Genomic DNA, 18804 nt, shown 5'->3' on the forward strand with positions numbered 1-18804 from the left:
GCAAAAATGTATAAGAAGATGAACGAATACAACAACAAAGAACTTCAGCAGAAGGCGAAGGATCATCTCTGGATGGCGATGGCACGCCAGTCCGTGATGGAGTCCGGCCAGGGAGTACCGATCATCACCAAGGGTGACGGACACCACATCTGGGACATCGAGGGCAACAAATACATCGATGGTCTCGCCGGCCTGTTCACTGTGAACGTGGGTCACGGCCGGAAGCGCCTCGCTGAGGCCGCAGCGAAGCAGGCCGAGGAGTTGGCCTTCTTCCCACTCTGGTCCTATGCCCACCCGGCAGCGATCGAACTCGCCGACCGGCTTGCCGGCTACGCCCCGGGCGACCTGAACCGAGTGTTCTTCTCCTCCGGTGGAGGCGAGGCGAATGAGACCGCGTTCAAGCTCGCCAAGCACTACTGGAAGCTCATGGGCAAGCCCATGAAGCACAAAGTGATTTCTCGTGCGATCGCCTACCACGGCACCCCGCAGGGTGCACTGGCGATCACCGGCATCCCCGGCATGAAGGAGATGTTCGAACCGATCGTTCCCGGTGGATTCCGGGTGCCCAACACGAACTTCTACCGGGCACCGGAGCACGGCGACGACCTGGAGAAGTTCGGCCTGTGGGCGGCCGACCGTATTGCCGAGATGATCGAATTCGAGGGCCCGGATACGGTTGCCGCGGTCTTCCTCGAACCGGTGCAGAACAGCGGTGGCTGCTTCCCGCCTCCCCCCGGCTACTTCCAGCGCGTGCGCGAGATCTGCGACAAATACGATGTTCTGCTGGTCTCCGACGAGGTGATCACCGGCTTCGGTCGGATCGGGAACATCTTTGCCTGCGAGACGTACGGCTTCGTTCCCGACATGATCACCTGCGCGAAGGGCATCACCAGTGGGTATGCCCCCGCCGGCGCCACGATCGTGAGCGAGAAGATCTACGAGCCGTTCAAGCACGGCGACACGGTCTTCTACCACGGCTACACCTTCGGGGGGCACCCGGTGGCTGCAGCTGTCGCGCTCGAGAACCTGGACATCATCGAGGAGGAGAAGCTCTGCGAGCACGTGCGTGAGAACTCCCCACTGTTCCGGGCCGAGTTGGAGAAGCTGCTCGACCTGCCGATCGTCGGTGACGTTCGGGGCGACGGGTACTTCTTCGGTATCGAACTGGTGAAGAACAAGGAGACCAAGGAGACCTTCAACGAGGAGGAATCCGAGCACCTGCTGCGCGGCTTCCTGTCGAAGGCGCTCTATGACGGTGGCCTGTACTGCCGCGCGGACGACCGGGGAGACCCCGTCATCCAGCTCGCGCCGCCGCTGACCATCGGGCCGGCCGAGTTCGCCGAGATCGGTGCGATCCTGCGCAAGGTGTTGACCGAGGCATCCGCGCGCCTCTAAAAGGCGCGCGCCTCAAGCAGCTGATACCGCACACCAGACCCCCGGGCCCATTGGGTTCCGGGGGTCTGGTGCGTCTGCAACGAATTCGGGTTTCGCTGCAGGGCCCGTCAACCCTCCGGGCCGGTCAAGGCTGAGCCACGATCTCTCGGGGCATCACCAGGATCGTTGAACGCCCACTCCGGCAGGTGCCCGGAGGCGAGCATCGTGTTGAGCAACACCGCCATGCCGTACTGGGGGTCGATCTTCAGCGCCCGGTCAAGATGCAGTCCTGCGACGGAGCCGAGACCGAGCGTCCAGTTCAACCACGCGAGCATGCACAGTGGCGCCGGTCGCAACGGTTTTGGCGCCATCTGCACAAGATGCGTCAGCAGCGCGATCCCTCGCCTCACCCGGTCGACGTCTGGCCGCTCGGCGACGTGGCCGATCACGATGTCATCGATTACCAGGGTGGCGCCGGTTCGCGGATCGTAGGCGGTCTTCTCGGGCATCGGAGAAAGGCCCGCCGCCTGTCGGGCGGCGATCTCCTCGGCGACGATCTCATCCATCGAGCGGCCGTCCTGCGCCTGGATGCGCAGATACTTCTTGTTCGAGGTGTGCACCGCGTGGCCGACCTCCGGCCCGAACGCGAACTGCATCATCATCTGGTCCCGGTTGGGCGGCGCCTGGACGAAGTGCAGAAGGATCGCCGTATCCCGCGTGCTCGTGCCGGCCAGAGCCAATGAGAGGGAGATCTCGGCCAGGTCGACCGGGCTGACGATTCGGTTCATCCTCACCAGCCCCAGGTTGCTGCGTGGGTCTCCCAGTATCGCGGTGAGGTGACCGAGGTCGGCAGCGACCCGGCGCCTGACTGCTGGGTCAGCGGTTGGAATTCTGGCCATTTCCGCCGCCGGGCCCAACCGATGGTCTGCGCGGTCTGACCACGGTGTGCTCCGCTCCGATTCGATGATCTGGGTCAGGGGTCGCCCGGCGGACGGCGCGTGAGGGTCGAGGTAGCCGCCCCAACCGTCGGCAGCGACGCACAGGGCATCGCGAACGGCGAAGCCCGCCATCTCGGCACGCCCGACCAGCATCGTGGCCAGTTCCAGGTGCGGTGCTCCGCCGGCGTGGGCGAACGATTCGTCGGTGTAGATCACCGGAACCACGGCATCGGCGTCGCGAACCTTACAGAGCATTCCGACCAGGGTCGTCACGAACTTCTTCTGGAACTGCTCCTTCAACCCCACGGGCAGGTCTACCCGCAATGCACCGGAGGTCTGGTTGCCGCGGAACACCACCATGACCACCGACTGTTTGGGGGTGAACCCGACCAGGTGGGGAACCAGGGCGAGGAACTCGTGCGCTTCGCGGGTCTTCACGATTGTCTTCATACCGGCCAGCGTGCCTGACCCCGACAGTCCTCCAGGGCTCCGGCCAGCTATCTGGGGAGAACTGCACCGCACACCGGCCTGTGCACAACATGCATGGGCCGGTGCGGGTCAGGGCCAGACGTCAGACCTCGTCAGCGACGGGGGCCGCGAATTGCGCGTTGTAGAGGTCGAAGTAGGCGCCTTCCGCGGCCAGCAGTTCGCGGTGGCTCCCCTGTTCCACGATCTGGCCGTGCTCCATCACCAGGATGAGGTCTGCGTCCCTGATCGTCGACAAGCGGTGCGCGATCACAAAGCTGGTGCGATCGGTGCGCAGGGCGGCCATGGCCTTCTGCACCAGCACCTCGGTGCGGGTGTCGACCGAACTGGTGGCCTCGTCAAGGATGAGCACACTCGGCCGGGCCAGGAACGCACGCGCGATCGTGAGCAACTGTTTCTCTCCCGCGCTGACGTTGCCTGCCTCATCAGTGAGTACCGTGTCATACCCCTCGGGCAGGGAGCGAACAAAGCGGTCGACGAAGGTCGCGGTGGCCGCTTCGACGATCTCCTCTTCGGTGGACTCCGGGCGACCATACGCAATGTTGTCGCGAATCGACCCGCCGAACAGCCAGGTGTCCTGCAGCACCATACCCATCCGGCTGCGCAGGTCGTCCCGGGTCATCTTCGCGATGTCAACGCCGTCCAGGGTGATACGACCGGAATTGAGTTCGTAGAATCGCATCATCAGGTTGACCAGCGTGGTCTTGCCCGCCCCGGTGGGGCCGACGATCGCGATGGTCTGGCCGGGCTCGGCCACCAGGGAAACATGCTCGATCAACGGGGTGTCTTCCGCGTACCGGAACGACACGTCTTCGAAGACGAGCCGCCCACGGGTGCCTGAGGGGCTCTCCGGCGTCGTCGAATCGGGGCTCTCCTCGTCGGCATCCATCAACTCGAAGACCCGTTCGGCCGAAGCGACACCAGACTGCAAGAGGTTGGCCATGCTGCCCAATTGGGTGAGCGGCTGGGTGAACTGCCTGGAGTACTGAATGAACGCCTGCACATCGCCGAGGCTCATTGCCCCCGCAGCGACCCGCATCCCGCCGATCACGGCGATCGCGACGTAGACGAGGTTTCCAACGAACATCATTGACGGCATGATGATCCCCGAAACGAACTGCGCGCCGAAGCTCGCCTTGTAGAGTTCCTCGTTCTTCGCGTTGAACACCTCCGCCACCTCTCGCTGGCGGCCGAACACCTTGACCAGCGCGTGTCCGGTGAAGTTCTCCTCGATGTCGGCATTCAACTCACCGGTGTGCTTCCACTGGGCGGCGAACAGTTTCTGCGACCGCTTCGCGATGACGACGGTGATGAGGATGGTCAGGGGTATCGAGACCACCGCGACCAGGGTCAGTATTGGCGACACGATCAGCATCATCACGATCACGCCGATCACCGTCAGCAGGGATGTGAGCATCTGGCTCAACGTCTGCTGCAGGGTCTGCGAGATGTTGTCGATGTCGTTGGTGACCCGGCTGAGCAATTCGCCGCGCGGCGTGCGGTCGTAGTAGCTGAGCGGCAGCCGGTGGATCTTGTCCTCGACATTCTGTCGCAGTCGATAGATCGTCGACTGCACGACATCGTTGAGCACGTAGGCGGAGAGCCAGGAGAACACGGACGAAAGGATGTAGAGCGAGAGCACGACGATGAGCACCCTGCTCAGCGCATTGAAGTCGATCCCCACACCGGGGGTGAGGTTCATTCCGCTGAGCAGGTCGGCCTGACTGTTCTGCCCCGTGGCGCGCAGGCCGTCGACGATCTGCTCCTGGGTCATGCCTGCAGGAAGGTTCTTCGAGATCGCACCGTCGAAGATGATGTTCGTTCCTGTGCCCAGCAGTTTCGGGCCGAGCACGTTGAAGAAGACACCGATGACCGACAGGAGAACCACTGTGGCAAGGCCGAGTCTGTGCGGTGCCAGGTGGCCGAGCAGACGCTTGGCACTCGGCCAGAAATTGATCGCCTTCTCGACCGGGACTCCGGGACCCGGGCCATGTCCGGGCCCGCCGGCACCACGGGGCCCTCCGCCGCGAGGTGGGGCGACCGGTCGCTCAGACATCGCACCGGCTTTGTTCTTGTCGCCAGTGGCGCTCATGCTGACTCCTCCGCGGTGAGCTGGGATGAGACGATCTCAGCATAGGTTTTCGATGTTGTCAGGAGTTCGTCGTGGGTGCCTCGACCGACGATCTCGCCGCCTTCGAGCACTATGATCTGGTCGGCCTCGACGATCGTCGCCACTCTCTGCGCGACAATGATCAGGGTTGCGTCAGCCATGGTGCGGGATAAAGCCATTCGCAGCCGCGCATCTGTTGCCGAATCGAGCGCCGAGAATGAATCGTCGAAGACGTAGATCTCGGCCTGCTTGACCAGGGCGCGGGCGATGGCCAGGCGTTGTCGCTGGCCGCCTGAGACGTTCGTGCCGCCCTGGGCGATCGGCGCCTGGAGACCATCATCCATCGCGCTCACGAAGTCGGCGGCCTGGGCGATGGTCAAGGCATCCCAGAGCTCGGCGTCGGTGGCGTCGGGGTTGCCGTAGCGCAGGTTGCTGGCGACGGTTCCGGAGAAGAGGTAGGGCTTCTGGGGCACGAGCCCGATGCGGCTCCAGAGCACGTCGGGGTCGAGGTCGCGCACGTTCACACCGTCGACCAGTACCGACCCGCCGGTGGCGTCGAACAGGCGGGGAAGCAGATTGATCAGCGTGGTCTTGCCGCTGCCGGTGCTGCCGATGACGGCAGTGGTCTGGCCCGGGCGCACATCGAACGTCAGGTTGCGCAGTACCGGTTTTTCGGCTCCCGGGTAGGAGAACGAGACATCCAGGAATTCAACGGTGCCCGACTTCGGCAGTTCGGTCACTCCGTGCTCGGGCATCTTCACCGAGGTCTCGGTGTCGACCACCTCGGCGATACGGCCGCCACTGACGGCTGCGCGCGGCAGGATGACACCGATGAAGGTGGCCATCATGACGGCCATCAGGATCTGGAGCAGGTAGCTCAGGTAGGCGACGAGGGCTCCCACTTCCATGCCCTCACTCACCCGGATGCCACCGAACCAGATCACCGCGACAGAGGAGACGTTGAGCACCAGCATCACGATCGGGAACATGAGTGCAAAGTAGCGCCCGACACTCAGCGCGGTGGCGGTGAGGTCTTTGTTCGCGTCTGCGAACCGCTTTGTCTCGACGTCTTCCCTGACGAACGCCCGGATGACGCGGATGCCCGTGAGTTGTTCCCGAAGCACCCGGTTGACCACATCGATGCGCTTCTGCATCAGCTGGAACTGTGGCACCATCTTCATGATGAGCAGGCCGATCGCAATCAGCAGCACAGGGACGGCGACCGCCATCAGCCAGGACAGGCCGACATCCTGCTGCAGGGCCATGATCACGCCGCCGACGGCGAGGATCGGCGCGGAGACGAACATGGTGCAGGCCATGAGCACGAACATCTGCACCTGCTGCACATCGTTGGTGGTGCGCGTGATCAGCGAGGGCGCACCGAATTGGGAGACTTCACGTTCGGAGAAGACACTGACCCGGTCGAAGATGCCGCCGCGCAGGTCGCGGCCCAGAGACATTGCGGTCTTCGCCCCGAAGTACACGGCGATGATCGCGCACACCACCTGCAGCAGTGTGACCGCCAGCATCACGCCGCCGACCATGATGATGTGGCCTACATCGCCTTTGGCGATGCCGTTGTCGATGATGTCGGCGTTCAGACTGGGGAGGTAGAGGGAGGCGATGGATTGTGCGGTCTGGAAGACCGCCACCGCCAGAAGCAGCTTCCAATAGGGGGCGAGGTAGCGGCGCAGGAGGCGTGACATTGGTTTCCTTGTGTGTTCTGTCAGAGCGACGGACGGGCGCCGGCAACGCCGTACAGAACGATGTCGGTGATTTCTTGGGGGGTGTAGGACACCCCGTCGTTGAGGTGCGGTATCGACGTGGAGAATGCGAGCAGCCGGATCATCCGAGCCACAACCTCCGGAGGACAGTTGAGCCGGCCGGCGTCGGGTGCGAGCATCGCCTCAAAAATTTTGGCCAAGGTGTCCCGCGGCGCCTTGGCAGGATGGCGATGTTCGCCGAACAGTGCCATCAAGCCGAAGATCTCGAGGAACTTCGCCTGCACCAGCGTGACTGCTGCAAGGATCTTCTGCTCCAGCGGCTGGCCGGGATCGATCATTGCCAGGGCCTCCTGCAACGGGGCGAAGTCCATCTGCTTATCCAGCACCGCATTGATCAGCGATTCCTTGTCGGTGAACGCACGATACACGGTCCCCTCCGCGATCCCTGCGGCGTCGGCGAGTTGCCGCGAAGTCACTTGCGGGCCGAACTCCATCAGCAACGGGGTGACCGCCTCGATGATCATCGCCTGCCGATCCTCGAGAGCCAACGGGCGCGCCCGTGCCGGCGACAACGGTTCACCGGGTAGCACAGTTGGATCTTGCACGTCAAGAATTCTAACTGAGTGAGTGCTCACTCACAAGCACTTCTTTCCGAGATTTTGCCGAGTGTGCAGTTGTCGGGGTTCTCGCCGTCGGAAAACCCCAACTGCTCACCTCTCGGCGGGCGAAGGGGTTTCGGAGGGCTAAGGGTTATCGGCAGGCCAAGGAGTCTCGGCGGGCTATGGCGTCTCGGCAGGCTATGGGGTCTCGGCAGGCTATGGGGTCTCGGCAGGCTATGGGGTCTCGGCAGGCACGGCGGCGAATATCGCGTCGATCGAGGCGATATCCTCAGGCGTCGGGAGCCAGGTACCCGCGGCTGCGTTCTGCACCACCTGCTCGGGTTTGGTCGCGCCGGCAATCACGCTGGTCACCCCCGGTTGGGCAAGCAGCCAGGCGAACGTCGCATCGAGCATGCTCACACCGCGCTCATCGCAGAAAGCCTGGTATTGCTCGATCACGGACCAGTCGACCCGATCCATCAGATGTGGCTTGTTGACTGTGACCCGGCCATCGGCGGGGCCACCCGACCGGGTGTATTTTCCGGTGAGGATGCCGTCGTGCAGCGGGTAGAAGGGCAGGAATCCGAGCCCGAAGGCGTTGACCGCTGGCAGAACCTCCGCCTCGGCGCCGCGGCTGAGCAGGTTGTATTCGTTCTGGGCCGAGATGAACTTCGGGTGCCCGTTCAATTCGGCGGTGAGTTCGGCCTCCGCGATCTGCCAACCGGCAAAGTTGGAATGGCCGATGTACCGGATCTTGCCCTCTGTGATCAGGTCATCCAGCGTCGACAGTGTCTCCTCGATCGGGGTGACACCGTCGGGCTCGTGCAACTGGTACAGGTCGATCCAATCGGTCTGCAGCCGGACGAGTGATGCCTCCACCGCACGTCGGATGTACCGCCTCGCGGCCCGCGCTCCCCAATCGGGACCGTTCGCGCCGGCCATGTCCATGCCGAACTTGGTCGCGAGCACGATCTGGTCACGGCGACCCTTCAGCGCATTGCCCATCATTCTCTCGCTCAGGCCGGACTCCGCCCCGTAGATGTCAGCACCGTCGAAGAGGGTGATCCCCGAATCGACGGCCTGGTGGATGACTGCGTCCGTGCCCGCTTGGGTTTCGGTCGCACTGCGTGCTCGGCCGAAGTTGTTGCAGCCCAGCCCGATCGCGGAGACCATGAGGCCCGAGCGCCCGAGGGGGCGGTAGTTCATTGAAGTCATGTTCCCAAGGCTAGCCCGTCGCCCCACATCGGGTTGGGCGCCACGGCATCGCCCGGTTCTCGCCACTCCTCCACAGCGCCGCTCTGCGCCGGAGTGTCGCAGAGTGTTCGGTTCGCCGGCGGCGCGGGAAGCGGGTCGCCTACGGTCGGTGCATGTCAACAGAAACCACACCCGATCCCCCGCTCCATCGTGTGCGCATCGATTCGCCCATCGGCCGAATCCAATTGACCGGCTCTGCCGCCACTCTTGATGGGGTCGCCGTCGAGCGTGACGGAGCGCTTCCCCTCGATCATCTGCCGGAGAATTCCAGCCGGGTACTCTGCGACACCGCACGTCAACTCGATCGCTACTTCGACGGGCGACGTGTTCGATTCACCGCCCCACGCAGGGAATCGGGAACCCCATTCCAGAACGACGTCTGGCAGATCCTCGGCGCCCTGAGCTGGGGTGAGGTGATCACCTACGGTGAGATCGGTCGGCGCCTCGGCAGACCAACGGCCGGACGGGCCGTCGGGTCTGCGGTGCGGGCCAATCCATTCCCCATCATTGTGGGGTGCCATCGTGTACTGGCAGCAGACGGCGCGATCACGGGCTACAGCCAGGGCGCGGGAGTTCCTACAAAGATCTGGCTTCTCGACCACGAAGGCATCGTGCACACGCAGGTCTCGAGCCAAGCGAAGTGATCGGGCTCCGAGTCTCAGACCAGAAGTTCCAGCTCGCCCGGTGCGCCACGGGAGAGCCGAAAGCCGGCGCCCGCGGCCCAGTCGATGAGCTCCGACACCGTGGCGTGGTTCGCCCCCGAAGTGATCAGGGCCCTCACGAGGGAACCCTTCGCCGTCTTGTTGAAGTGGTTCAGGGCGCGCTTTCGGCCATCCGTGCCCTCGGTCACGACTCGCAGGTAGTACGACCCCTCCCGCACCGGCGCAGGCCCGAGCGCAACATACGACTGCGAACGAAGGTCGAGGATCAGGTCGTCTCGTGCGCTGAGAGCTGAACGGAGGGCGTCACTCCAGTATTTGCCCAATGTGAACCCCGGCACCCGCGAATTGTGCGAAAGCCGATACACCGGGATCAGGTCGGCAGCCCCGACGAGCCCGAAGAGGGCCGAGTGCACCACGACGTGCCGAGTTGCGAACTCGCGTTCCTGCGTGGTGAGCTCGCTCGCCTTTATCGGATCGAAGAGCACACCGGTGTACCGCTCGAGCACGGGCAGGGTCGGCGACGAGGACACCGTACGATTGCGCTCCACCTCGAACAACTGCTTCGGCCCAAGTTTCAGGGCGGCCATACTCTGTTCCTCATTCGCCGCCAATTCTTCCACCGCCTGAAGCAACGAGGCGCGATGAGCGGCCAGGCCGGGAAACGACAAACCCGTCAGGTCGAGCGCGCCCGAGCTGCCGCCACTGGTCTTGGTCTCAGACGGCGGCAGGATGATCAACATGGTTCACCTTCGACGAGGAGGGGCTCAACGACGACACGCTGAGCGACAACACTTTCAACGACAACGGGGACGAGCAGAATGCCCGTCCCCGTCGTCTCAATTCAGTGTTCGAGCGGCTACTTCACCAGTTCGGCATGGTGTGCCACGATGGTGATGGCATTGTTCTCCACGGAGAGAAAGCCATCATCTGCATTCGCGATGAGCTTGGTGCCGTCGAGCTTCGTGATCCGCACCTCGCCGCTGCCGAGAATGGCGAGCATCGGCTCGTGCCCGGAGAGGATACCGATCTCACCGACAACGGTGCGAGCGACCACGAATGACGCCTCGCCCGACCACACTTCGTGGTCGGCCGCTACGAGCGAGACCTGCAATGGGGCCGAAGCCATGACTACCCGTTCTCCTTTTGGATCTGCGCCCACTTCTCTTCCACGTCGGAGATGGCTCCCACGTTGAAGAAGGCCTGAACGGCCACGTGGTCGAAGTCACCGTTGGCAATCGCGGCAAACGACTCGATGGTGTCCTTCAGCGGAACCGTCGAGCCCTCGACGCCCGTGAACTTCTTCGCCATGTAGGTGTTCTGCGACAGGAACTGCTGGATGCGACGTGCACGCGATACCGTGATCTTGTCTTCTTCCGAGAGCTCGTCGACACCGAGAATGGCGATGATCTCCTGCAGCTCCTTGTTCTTCTGCAGGATCGCCTTGACCCGGGTGGCGGTCTGGTAGTGCGCCTCACCCAGGTAACGGGGGTCGAGGATGCGGCTGGTTGATGTCAGCGGGTCGACCGCGGGGTACAGGCCCTGCGACGCGATCTCACGGCTCAGCTCGGTGGTCGCATCCAAGTGCGCGAACGTCGTTGCCGGAGCCGGGTCGGTGTAGTCGTCAGCGGGCACGTAAATTGCCTGCAGCGACGTGATCGAGTGACCACGGGTCGACGTGATGCGCTCCTGGAGGACACCCATCTCGTCGGCCAGGTTGGGCTGGTATCCAACAGCAGACGGCATGCGGCCGAGCAGCGTGGAGACCTCGGAGCCTGCCTGGGTGAACCGGAAGATGTTGTCGATGAACAACAGGACGTCCTGGTTCTGCACGTCACGGAAGTACTCTGCCATGGTCAGCGCGCTCAGGGCGACCCTAAGACGCGTGCCCGGCGGCTCATCCATCTGGCCGAAGACCAGCGCAGTCTTGTCGAAGACCCCGGCCTCTTCCATCTCAACGATCAGGTCGTTGCCCTCACGGGTACGCTCACCGACACCGGCGAACACGGATACACCGCCGTGGTTCTGGGCGACGCGCTGGATCATCTCCTGGATGAGGACGGTCTTGCCGACGCCGGCACCACCGAACAGGCCGATCTTTCCACCGAGAACATACGGCGTGAGAAGGTCGATGACCTTGATGCCCGTCTCGAAGAGCTCGGTCTTCGACTCCAACTGGTCGAAGGGCGGCGGCTGGCGGTGAATCGGCCAACGCTCGGTGATCTCGATCTTCTCGCCTGGCTCGGCATTCAGAATCTCGCCGATCACGTTGAAGACCCGGCCCTTGGTGACATCGCCCACCGGAACCGAGATCGGTCCGCCCGTGTCGGTCACACTCTGGCCGCGGACGACACCGTCGGTCGGGTTCAGCGCGATCGCGCGAACGAGGTCATCGCCCAGGTGCAGCGCCACCTCGAGGGTGATCTCGTGTGATTCGCCGCCGACCGTGATGGTGGTCTTCAGCGCGTGGTAGATACCAGGAATGCTGTCGTGCGGAAACTCGATGTCGACGACGGGCCCGGTGACGCGGGCGACCCGGCCGGTGGCACCGGCGGTGCCGTTCGTCGCCACCTGGTCGGTCGCGGTTGCAGTCGGTGTCATTGCTCTTCTTCCTCTTGTCCTCTAGAGACGTGAATCTGTCAAAACTTGGATGATGTGCGATCGTGCCAGGTGTTCATTTACCCGACCCGAGGGCGTCGGCGCCGCCGACGATCTCTGAGATCTGTTGGGTGATTTCAGACTGGCGCGCGTTGTTCGCGAGCCGGGTGTAGTTGGTGATGAGCTTGTCTGCGTTGTCGCTGGCGGACTTCATCGCCTTCTGGGTCGCGGCATGCTTTGACGCCGCAGACATCAACATGGCATTGTACAGCCGGCTCTCGATGTACACCGGCAACAGTGAATCCAGAACCTCTTCGACATCCGGTTCGAATTCGTACAGCGGCAGAGTCGCGGTGCTGTCTGGCTCCTCGACGCCTTCGACGACTTCCAACGGAAGCAGTCTGACGACCTCCGGAACCTGGCTCAACATGTTCACGAACCGGTTGTAGATGATGTGGATCTCGTCGACACCGCCTTCGCTCGCGTCGCGCAGGAACGCCTCGAGCACAGCCTGGCCGATCTCCTGTGCCGTCTCGAACTGTGGCGCATCCGTTCCGCCGGTCCACACTCGCTCGGCGTCGCGCTTGCGGAACGCGAAGTAGGCATTCGCCTTACGGCCCACCAGAAAGTAGACGACCTCTTTGCCCTGGCTGCGCAGGAGTTCGGCGAGCTGCTCCGACTCCTTCAACACGTTGGCGTTGAATGCGCCCGCGAGACCCCGATCGGAGGCGAAGATGACGACCGCAGCGCGTTCGATCTTTTCCGGCTCCGTGGTGAGCACGTGGTCGATGTTCGAGTACGTCGCCACAGCGGACACCGCACGGGTGATCGCCCGCGAGTACGGCGTCGACTCACGCACGCGCGCCTGCGCCTTTTGGATCCGCGAGGCGGAGATCAACTCCATTGCTCGCGTGATCTTCTTGGTCGTCTGGGCAGAACGAATCTTCTGCCGGTAGACCCGAAGTTGCGCTCCCATGGTTAGCGGCGGCCCTTCACGATCTTCTCTTGGTTGACATCTTCTTCGTCAATGGCGGTGAACTCCTCGCGTCCGACCGAGGCGAGTGGCTTGCCCTCGCCGGTCTGGAACTCGAGCTTGAACGTATCGATCGAGGCGGCGAGAGCGTCAGCCGTCTCATCAGACAGCACGTTCGTCTCGCGCAGCGTGGAGAGGATCTCGGTGTTGCGGCCCAAGTAGTCGAGCAGTTCACGCTCGAACCTCAGGATGTCCTCAACCGGAACTTCGTCGAGCTTGCCGTTGGTGCCGGCCCAGATCGCGACGACCTGGTCCTCGACCGGGTACGGCGAGTACTGCGGCTGCTTGAGCAACTCGGTCAACCGGGCACCACGGGCGAGCTGGCGGCGGCTGGCGGGGTCGAGGTCAGACGCGAACATCGCGAACGCCTCGAGCGAACGGTACTGCGCCAACTCCAGCTTCAGTGTTCCGGAGACCTTCTTGATGCTCTTCACCTGGGCGTCTCCACCGACACGCGACACCGAGATGCCCACGTCGACTGCGGGGCGCTGGTTGGCGTTGAACAGGTCGGACTGCAGGAAGATCTGGCCGTCGGTGATCGAGATCACGTTGGTCGGAATGTAGGCCGACACGTCGTTGGCCTTGGTCTCGATGATGGGCAGACCCGTCATCGAGCCGGCGCCCAACTCGTCAGACAGCTTGGCGCACCGCTCAAGCAACCGGGAGTGCAGGTAGAACACGTCACCGGGGTAGGCTTCGCGGCCCGGCGGGCGCCGCAGCAGCAGGGAGACGGCGCGGTAGGCCTCGGCCTGCTTCGACAGGTCGTCGAAGACGATCAGCACGTGCTTGCCGTCGTACATCCAGTGCTGCCCGATGGCGCTTCCGGTGTACGGGGCGAGGTACTTGAAGCCGGCGGGGTCGGATGCGGGCGACGCGACGATCGTGGTGTACTCCATCGCACCGGCTTCCTCGAGGGCGCCCTTCACCGAAGCGATGGTGGAGCCCTTCTGGCCGATCGCAACATAGATGCATCGCACCTGCTTGTTCACGTCACCGGAATCCCAGTTGGCCTTCTGGTTGATGATGGTGTCGATGGCGAGAGCGGTCTTGCCGGTCTGGCGGTCACCGATGATCAGCTGACGCTGGCCGCGACCGATCGGGATCATCGCGTCGATCGCCTTGATGCCGGTCTGCATCGGCTCGTGCACGGACTTACGGGCCATCACGCCGGGAGCCTGGAGCTCCAATGCGCGACGAACGTCAGTCTTGACCTCGCCGAGGCCATCGATGGGGGAACCCAGCGGGTCAACCACACGGCCGAGGAACGCATCGCCGACGGGCACCGAGAGTACCTCGCCCGTGCGCTGCACCTCCATGCCCTCGACGATTCCGGAGAACTCGCCCAAGATGATGACACCGATCTCATCCTCGTCCAGGTTCTGGGCAAGTCCCAGGGTGCCATTGGCGAATTTGATGAGCTCGTTGGCCATCACGCCGGGAAGTCCCTCGACGTGGGCGATGCCGTCACCGGCATCGATCACGGTGCCGACCTCGGTCGCTGCCGCGGTTCCGGGCTCATAGGACGTGACGAAGTCCTTCAGAGCATCACGAATCTCATCCGGGCTGATCGTAAGTTCTGCCATCTGAAGTTCCTCTTTGTCTCTTGTCCTGGGGGTTGGCCCCCGCGGTGTAAAAATTGGGGAAGCGCTGGCTTCAGCGCTGCTTTTTCAGTACTACGTGTTTCCGTGCTGCGTGTTTCAGTGCTGCAACTGCAGCTTCAAGTCCTTGATACGGGTGGCAATGCTGCCGTCGATCACGTCGTCGCCGATCTGCACCCGCAGTCCACCGACGACGCTCGGATCGATCACGGTGTTCAGCTGTAGCCGCCGGCCATACATCGCACTCAGCTTCTCGTTCAGCGTGTTGAGTTGCGTTTCGGCGATCGGCGCCGCACTGGTGACGGTCGCCACGTGCAGCCCTGCCGCATCGGCGACGATCGAGGCCGCGAAGCCCGTGAGCTTGCGCACCCGGCGTCCGCGCGGCTGGGCGATCAGATGATCGACGATCGCCCTTGTTGCCGGCGACGCCTTATCGAGCAGTCGATCGACCAGCGCAAGCTTTGCACCGGTGTCGCCGAGTTTGTTGCCCAGGGCGAGTTCCAATTCGGAGTTGCTGGCGACGGCCTCCCCGAAGGTGAACAGTTCGTCTTCAACCGATACCGTGCCGACGCTCGCGATGGCCGCGGCACGGATGCCAAGATCTTCAAGTCCCACGAGCAGGTCGTCCTGATCGGAGAAGCGGCTCGTGGCCAACGTCTTCAGCAGCACGGTGGCATTGCCCCCGAGCTTCGACCCGAACACCTGGTCGACCAGGGCTGCCTTCTTCTCAGGTGTGGCTGCCGAGTCGGCCAGAGCTGCCTTCAACGGCGCGGACGCGCCGACGGCACGTCCCGCGGCAAAGAGGTCTTCGGCTGTCGCCAAATCGATCTTGTCGCCGAGGTCTGTGAGCGCCGCCCTGCCCCTGGCCAATGCTTCTCTGGTCGCGCTTCCCATTACTTGGTCAAGCCTGCCTTATCCGTTTCGCTTTTTTCGAGGTCGGCCAGGAATCGGTCGACGATCGATGAGGCCTTGGCGTCGTCGGTCAACGACTCCCCGATCACGCCGGAGGCGAGATCCAGAGCCAGTGAGCCGACCTCCTGGCGCAGTGAGACCACTGCGGCCTGCCGTTCGGCCTCGATCTGCGTCTTGGCCTGCGCGGTGACCCGAGCTGCCTCGACGCCCGCCTGCTCCTTCAGGTCAGCGAGAATACGCTGTCCGTCGGCTCGGGCGGTCTCGCGGATGCTCCCGGCCTCGGCACGTGCCTCGGCCAGCTGGGCGGTGTACTCCTCAAGGGCGGCCTCAGCCTGACGCTGGGCCTCATCGGCCTTGGCGATGTTGCCCTCGATGGCGGCAGAACGCCTGTCCAGCATCTGCTGGAAATTTGGCAGAATCTTCCAGAAGAAGACCGCGAGCACGACCGCGAAGCACAGCGCCGACCAAACGAGATCGTAGACCGCTGGCAGCAACAGGTTCGGCGCAGCCTCAGCTGAGGCTGCCTGAATCAGCGCTCCTTGCATCAGCGCTCCTTGAATCAGCACAGTGTTCACCTTCCTAGGCGGTGAAGATGAAGTACGTCGCCAGGCCGATCAGAGCGAGCGCCTCGGTGAAGGCGATACCCAGCCACATGGTGACCTGGAGCTTGCCGGAGAGTTCGGGCTGGCGGGCAATCGACTCGATGGTCTTGCCGACGACGATACCGATACCGATACCGGGGCCGATCGCTGCCAGGCCGTAGCCGACCGTCGCGATGTTACCGGACAGTTCGGCGAGGTTCGTTGGTTCCACGAGGGGTGTTTCCTTCCGTTGGTTCGATTCCGGCGGTTGCCGGAGGCGATTTTTAGTGTTCTTCTGAGATGGCCAGCTGAATGTAGACAGCCGTGAGCAGAGTGAAGATGTAGGCCTGCAGTACGGCCACCAGAATCTCGAAGAGCGTGAAGATGAGGCCGAAAGCGAGGGTCGGAACTCCGAAGAGCGCCATCAGGCCGTCGGCGTTGACGAAGAAGAACCAGGTGGCCGAGAAGCAGAGCACCAACAGGATGTGGCCGGCGACCATGTTCATCAACAGACGAAGGGTCAGCGTTACCGGGCGCAGGATGAAAGTACTGAGGAATTCGATCGGCGTGATCAGGATGTAGAACGCCTTCGGCACGCCGGAGGGGAACAGCGCCAGCTTGAAGAAGTTGCCGCCGTTCTTCTTCACGCCGGCGTAGATGAATACCACGTAGGAAACGATCGCGAGCACCACCGGTACACCGATGACGCTGGTGCCGGCAATGTTGAGGAAGGGGATGACACCGGTGATGTTCATCGCGAGGATCATGAAGAAGATCGTCGCCAGGATCGGCACGAACCGCTTGCCGTCCTTCTTGCCCAGAAGCTCCTCGGCGACGTTGATGCGGATGAAGTCCAGCAGCATTTCGACGATCGACTGGCCCCGCCCCGGGATGATCGTCATCTTGCGGGTTCCGAGCCAGAAGAGCACCAGCATGGCGGCGACCGCGATCAGGCGCACCAACATGATGCGGTTGAGCTCGAACGGGGTTCCCTCGAACAGGATCGCTGGAGGGAAGAACTCCATGATCGTCGGCGGGTGGAACTCACCGTCGCCGGATGAAGTAACCCCAACAAGCATGTTCACAGCGTTAGCTAGCAGGGCCGTCTCCTGTTTCGGGCGTAGAGCGTGACGCTCTCGCGAGTTCAGATGGTGGGATGATGACCGAACCTCGTCGGCCATCCACGTCTATTTTTTGCGCATCGTCTCCGACACGAGATTTCGGCCCGACTTTCTCGTCACCGGCCGAATAACCTCCATTACTCTAGCAAAGGAAATCCCTTGGAGACGAATCGAATTCCCGATTGCCTCAGGCCTCATGGTTCTGGTCTTGACTCTCGTCGTATCCGGTCGGCAGCATGACGTCGCTGGCATACGGCATTCGAGTCTTCATAACGACCACGACGTCGATGACCAGGGAGCCGATGACCCCGATCACGAGGCAGAGGAAAAGCACCATGGTGTTGATCCAGGGCTGGTCCTTGAGCACGAGTGCGAGCACGATGAACAGGATGAACTTCAGCAGCCAGGCTCCCAGGACGATCGGGAAGAATGCGGCGACGTGAAAACGATTGGCCAACAGGATGCTGCCCACCGTGATTCCAAGGAACACCGCGGCCATGGCCGCGCCGATCAGAGCGCTCCACACTCCGACCGGCCCGACCACGATGGCGCCGATCACGGCACCGACGACCCCAAGCGTCACCGCGAACAGGGCTCCCCAAGCGAGCGCCTTCACCAGCACGGGGGTGGAACTGTTGCCGGTTCCGGCGACCGAGGTTTCGTGTGCGGGGTTGGTCATGAACTCTCCTTGGGTGTGGATGGGGCGGGTTGCAGGCGGCGTGCCCGATCTCGGCGGCCGAGCGGTGCCAGCGTGATGGCGAGGCAGGCGAGTAGGCCCACAGCCAAGAAGACGACGGCGATCCAATTCGGTTGCACGAGGTAGAACAGCAGGCAGCCGATCGAGAACACCGCCGTCCAGGCGTAAAAGATCAGCACGGCGTGAAAATGCGAGTGCCCCATATCGAGCAGCCTGTGGTGCAGGTGCTTGCGATCGGCGCTGAACGGGCTCTTTCCTGCGCGCAGCCGTCGGATCACCGCCATCGAGAAGTCGACCACGGGCACGATCAGCACCGCGAACGGCAACAGTATCGGGATGAATGCGGGCAGGAACTGGGAGCGGCTGATGTTCGCCGGGTCGATGCTGCCAGTGACGGCAATCGCACCCGTCGCCATCAGGAGGCCGATCAGGAGGGCACCGGCATCGCCGATGAACATTCGTGCTGGGTGCCAGTTCAGCGGCAGGATGCCGACACACACGCCAACGAGAACAACCGCGATCAACGACGCCAGGTTGAAGTAGTTCGACGGCGAGATGTCACGCCACAGCAGGTAGGTGTAGAGAAAGAAGACACCGTTCGCGATCAGGGCGACTCCCACGACCAGCCCATCGAGCCCGTCGATGAAGTTGATCGCGTTCATCACCAGCACGATGGCAAAAATTGTGAGGATGAGGGAGACGTTGGAAGAGAACAGGGCGATCTCACCGATCGGGATCGACAGGATCGTGACCCCCTTCCACGCGACCAGGCCGGCTGCGATGAACTGGCCGGCGAGCTTCGTCATCCAGTCCAGGTCCCAGATGTCGTCAATCACTCCCATCGCGACGATCAGGCCGGATGCCCCGAGAATGGCCAGGATCGGAACCGGGTCGTCGAAGACCAGCCGAAAGTAGCCGATCTGGGAGGCCACCGCGAAGGCCGCGAGAATTCCGATGAACATCGCGATTCCACCGAGCCTGGGTGTGGGCCGGGTGTGCACGTCGCGGTCCCGGATCATGGGATACCACTGATGTTTCAGGGCGACACGCCAGATCACGAAACCGAGCGCGAGGGTCACGATGGCCGCGATCAGTGCCATGAGGAGAAAGAGGAGCATGC

The 18804-nt window shown here is 63.0% G+C and carries 18 protein-coding genes; 2 read left to right on the plus strand and 16 right to left on the minus strand.

What is annotated here, in order from left to right; all coding sequences use genetic code 11:
• The first annotated feature begins 6 nt into the window (after positions 1-6).
• Positions 7-1395, plus strand: a complete 1389-nt coding sequence (locus tag DL891_RS00300; RefSeq protein WP_232818927.1) for an aspartate aminotransferase family protein — start codon at positions 7-9, stop codon at positions 1393-1395.
• A 107-nt stretch (positions 1396-1502) separates the two neighbouring features.
• Here DL891_RS00300 and DL891_RS00305 read toward each other — a convergent pair whose 3' ends face one another.
• The 5 genes from DL891_RS00305 to DL891_RS00325 all read right to left on the minus strand — a co-directional run bounded on the left by DL891_RS00305 (position 1503) and on the right by DL891_RS00325 (position 8446).
• On the minus strand, positions 1503-2762 hold the full coding sequence (locus DL891_RS00305) for a DUF4192 family protein (RefSeq protein ID WP_111718361.1): 1260 nt from the start codon (positions 2760-2762) through the stop codon (positions 1503-1505).
• A gap of 121 nt (positions 2763-2883) precedes the next feature.
• Positions 2884-4854, minus strand: a complete 1971-nt coding sequence (locus DL891_RS00310) for an ABC transporter ATP-binding protein (RefSeq protein ID WP_111718780.1) — start codon at positions 4852-4854, stop codon at positions 2884-2886.
• Between the two features lie 32 nt (positions 4855-4886).
• Positions 4887-6614, minus strand: coding sequence for an ABC transporter ATP-binding protein (locus DL891_RS00315; protein WP_111718363.1), 1728 nt, complete (start codon positions 6612-6614; stop codon positions 4887-4889).
• A 20-nt stretch (positions 6615-6634) separates the two neighbouring features.
• A complete protein-coding gene (locus tag DL891_RS00320; protein WP_157962333.1) occupies positions 6635-7237 on the minus strand; it encodes a TetR/AcrR family transcriptional regulator in 603 nt (200 codons plus the stop codon).
• Positions 7238-7465: 228 nt separating this feature from the next.
• Positions 7466-8446: an aldo/keto reductase gene (locus tag DL891_RS00325; protein WP_111718367.1), complete on the minus strand. Its 981-nt coding sequence runs from the start codon at positions 8444-8446 to the stop codon at positions 7466-7468.
• A gap of 152 nt (positions 8447-8598) precedes the next feature.
• Here DL891_RS00325 and DL891_RS00330 point away from each other — a divergent pair, with 152 nt between their 5' ends.
• Entirely contained in the window at positions 8599-9129 is a 531-nt protein-coding gene (locus DL891_RS00330; protein WP_111718369.1) for a methylated-DNA--[protein]-cysteine S-methyltransferase, read from the plus strand.
• Between the two features lie 14 nt (positions 9130-9143).
• On the opposite strand, the gene DL891_RS00335 is transcribed toward DL891_RS00330, so the two are convergent.
• The 11 genes from DL891_RS00335 to DL891_RS00385 form a co-directional block, all read right to left on the minus strand.
• Positions 9144-9887 (minus strand): YaaA family protein, encoded by a 744-nt coding sequence (locus DL891_RS00335; protein WP_111718371.1) that lies wholly within the window; start codon positions 9885-9887, stop codon positions 9144-9146.
• 116 nt (positions 9888-10003) lie between these two features.
• Positions 10004-10273, minus strand: a complete 270-nt coding sequence (locus DL891_RS00340) for a F0F1 ATP synthase subunit epsilon (RefSeq protein WP_111718373.1) — start codon at positions 10271-10273, stop codon at positions 10004-10006.
• A 2-nt stretch (positions 10274-10275) separates the two neighbouring features.
• Positions 10276-11745 carry a F0F1 ATP synthase subunit beta gene (gene atpD, locus DL891_RS00345; RefSeq protein ID WP_111718375.1) on the minus strand — a complete coding sequence of 490 codons (1470 nt, stop codon included), beginning with the start codon at positions 11743-11745 and terminating at the stop codon, positions 10276-10278.
• A 73-nt stretch (positions 11746-11818) separates the two neighbouring features.
• A complete protein-coding gene (locus tag DL891_RS00350; protein WP_111718377.1) occupies positions 11819-12718 on the minus strand; it encodes a F0F1 ATP synthase subunit gamma in 900 nt (299 codons plus the stop codon).
• 2 nt (positions 12719-12720) lie between these two features.
• On the minus strand, positions 12721-14358 hold the full coding sequence (gene atpA, locus DL891_RS00355) for a F0F1 ATP synthase subunit alpha (protein ID WP_111718379.1): 1638 nt from the start codon (positions 14356-14358) through the stop codon (positions 12721-12723).
• Positions 14359-14472: 114 nt separating this feature from the next.
• Positions 14473-15267 carry a F0F1 ATP synthase subunit delta gene (locus DL891_RS00360; protein ID WP_111718381.1) on the minus strand — a complete coding sequence of 265 codons (795 nt, stop codon included), beginning with the start codon at positions 15265-15267 and terminating at the stop codon, positions 14473-14475.
• Positions 15267-15830, minus strand: a complete 564-nt coding sequence (locus tag DL891_RS00365) for a F0F1 ATP synthase subunit B (protein ID WP_111718781.1) — start codon at positions 15828-15830, stop codon at positions 15267-15269. Before DL891_RS00365 ends, DL891_RS00360 begins: the two co-directional genes overlap by 1 nt.
• A gap of 34 nt (positions 15831-15864) precedes the next feature.
• Positions 15865-16098, minus strand: coding sequence for an ATP synthase F0 subunit C (atpE, locus tag DL891_RS00370; RefSeq protein WP_111718383.1), 234 nt, complete (start codon positions 16096-16098; stop codon positions 15865-15867).
• A gap of 52 nt (positions 16099-16150) precedes the next feature.
• Complete coding sequence (gene atpB, locus DL891_RS00375) at positions 16151-16945, minus strand: F0F1 ATP synthase subunit A (RefSeq protein ID WP_198668710.1); 795 nt, start codon at positions 16943-16945, stop codon at positions 16151-16153.
• A gap of 229 nt (positions 16946-17174) precedes the next feature.
• On the minus strand, positions 17175-17666 hold the full coding sequence (locus DL891_RS00380; protein WP_111718387.1) for a hypothetical protein: 492 nt from the start codon (positions 17664-17666) through the stop codon (positions 17175-17177).
• Entirely contained in the window at positions 17663-18802 is a 1140-nt protein-coding gene (locus DL891_RS00385) for an MraY family glycosyltransferase (protein ID WP_111718389.1), read from the minus strand. The genes DL891_RS00380 and DL891_RS00385 overlap by 4 nt, the downstream gene beginning before the upstream one ends.
• Positions 18803-18804: the final 2 nt, after the last annotated feature.

This window comes from Homoserinimonas sp. OAct 916, assembly GCF_003260275.1.
Taxonomy (GTDB): domain Bacteria; phylum Actinomycetota; class Actinomycetes; order Actinomycetales; family Microbacteriaceae; genus OACT-916.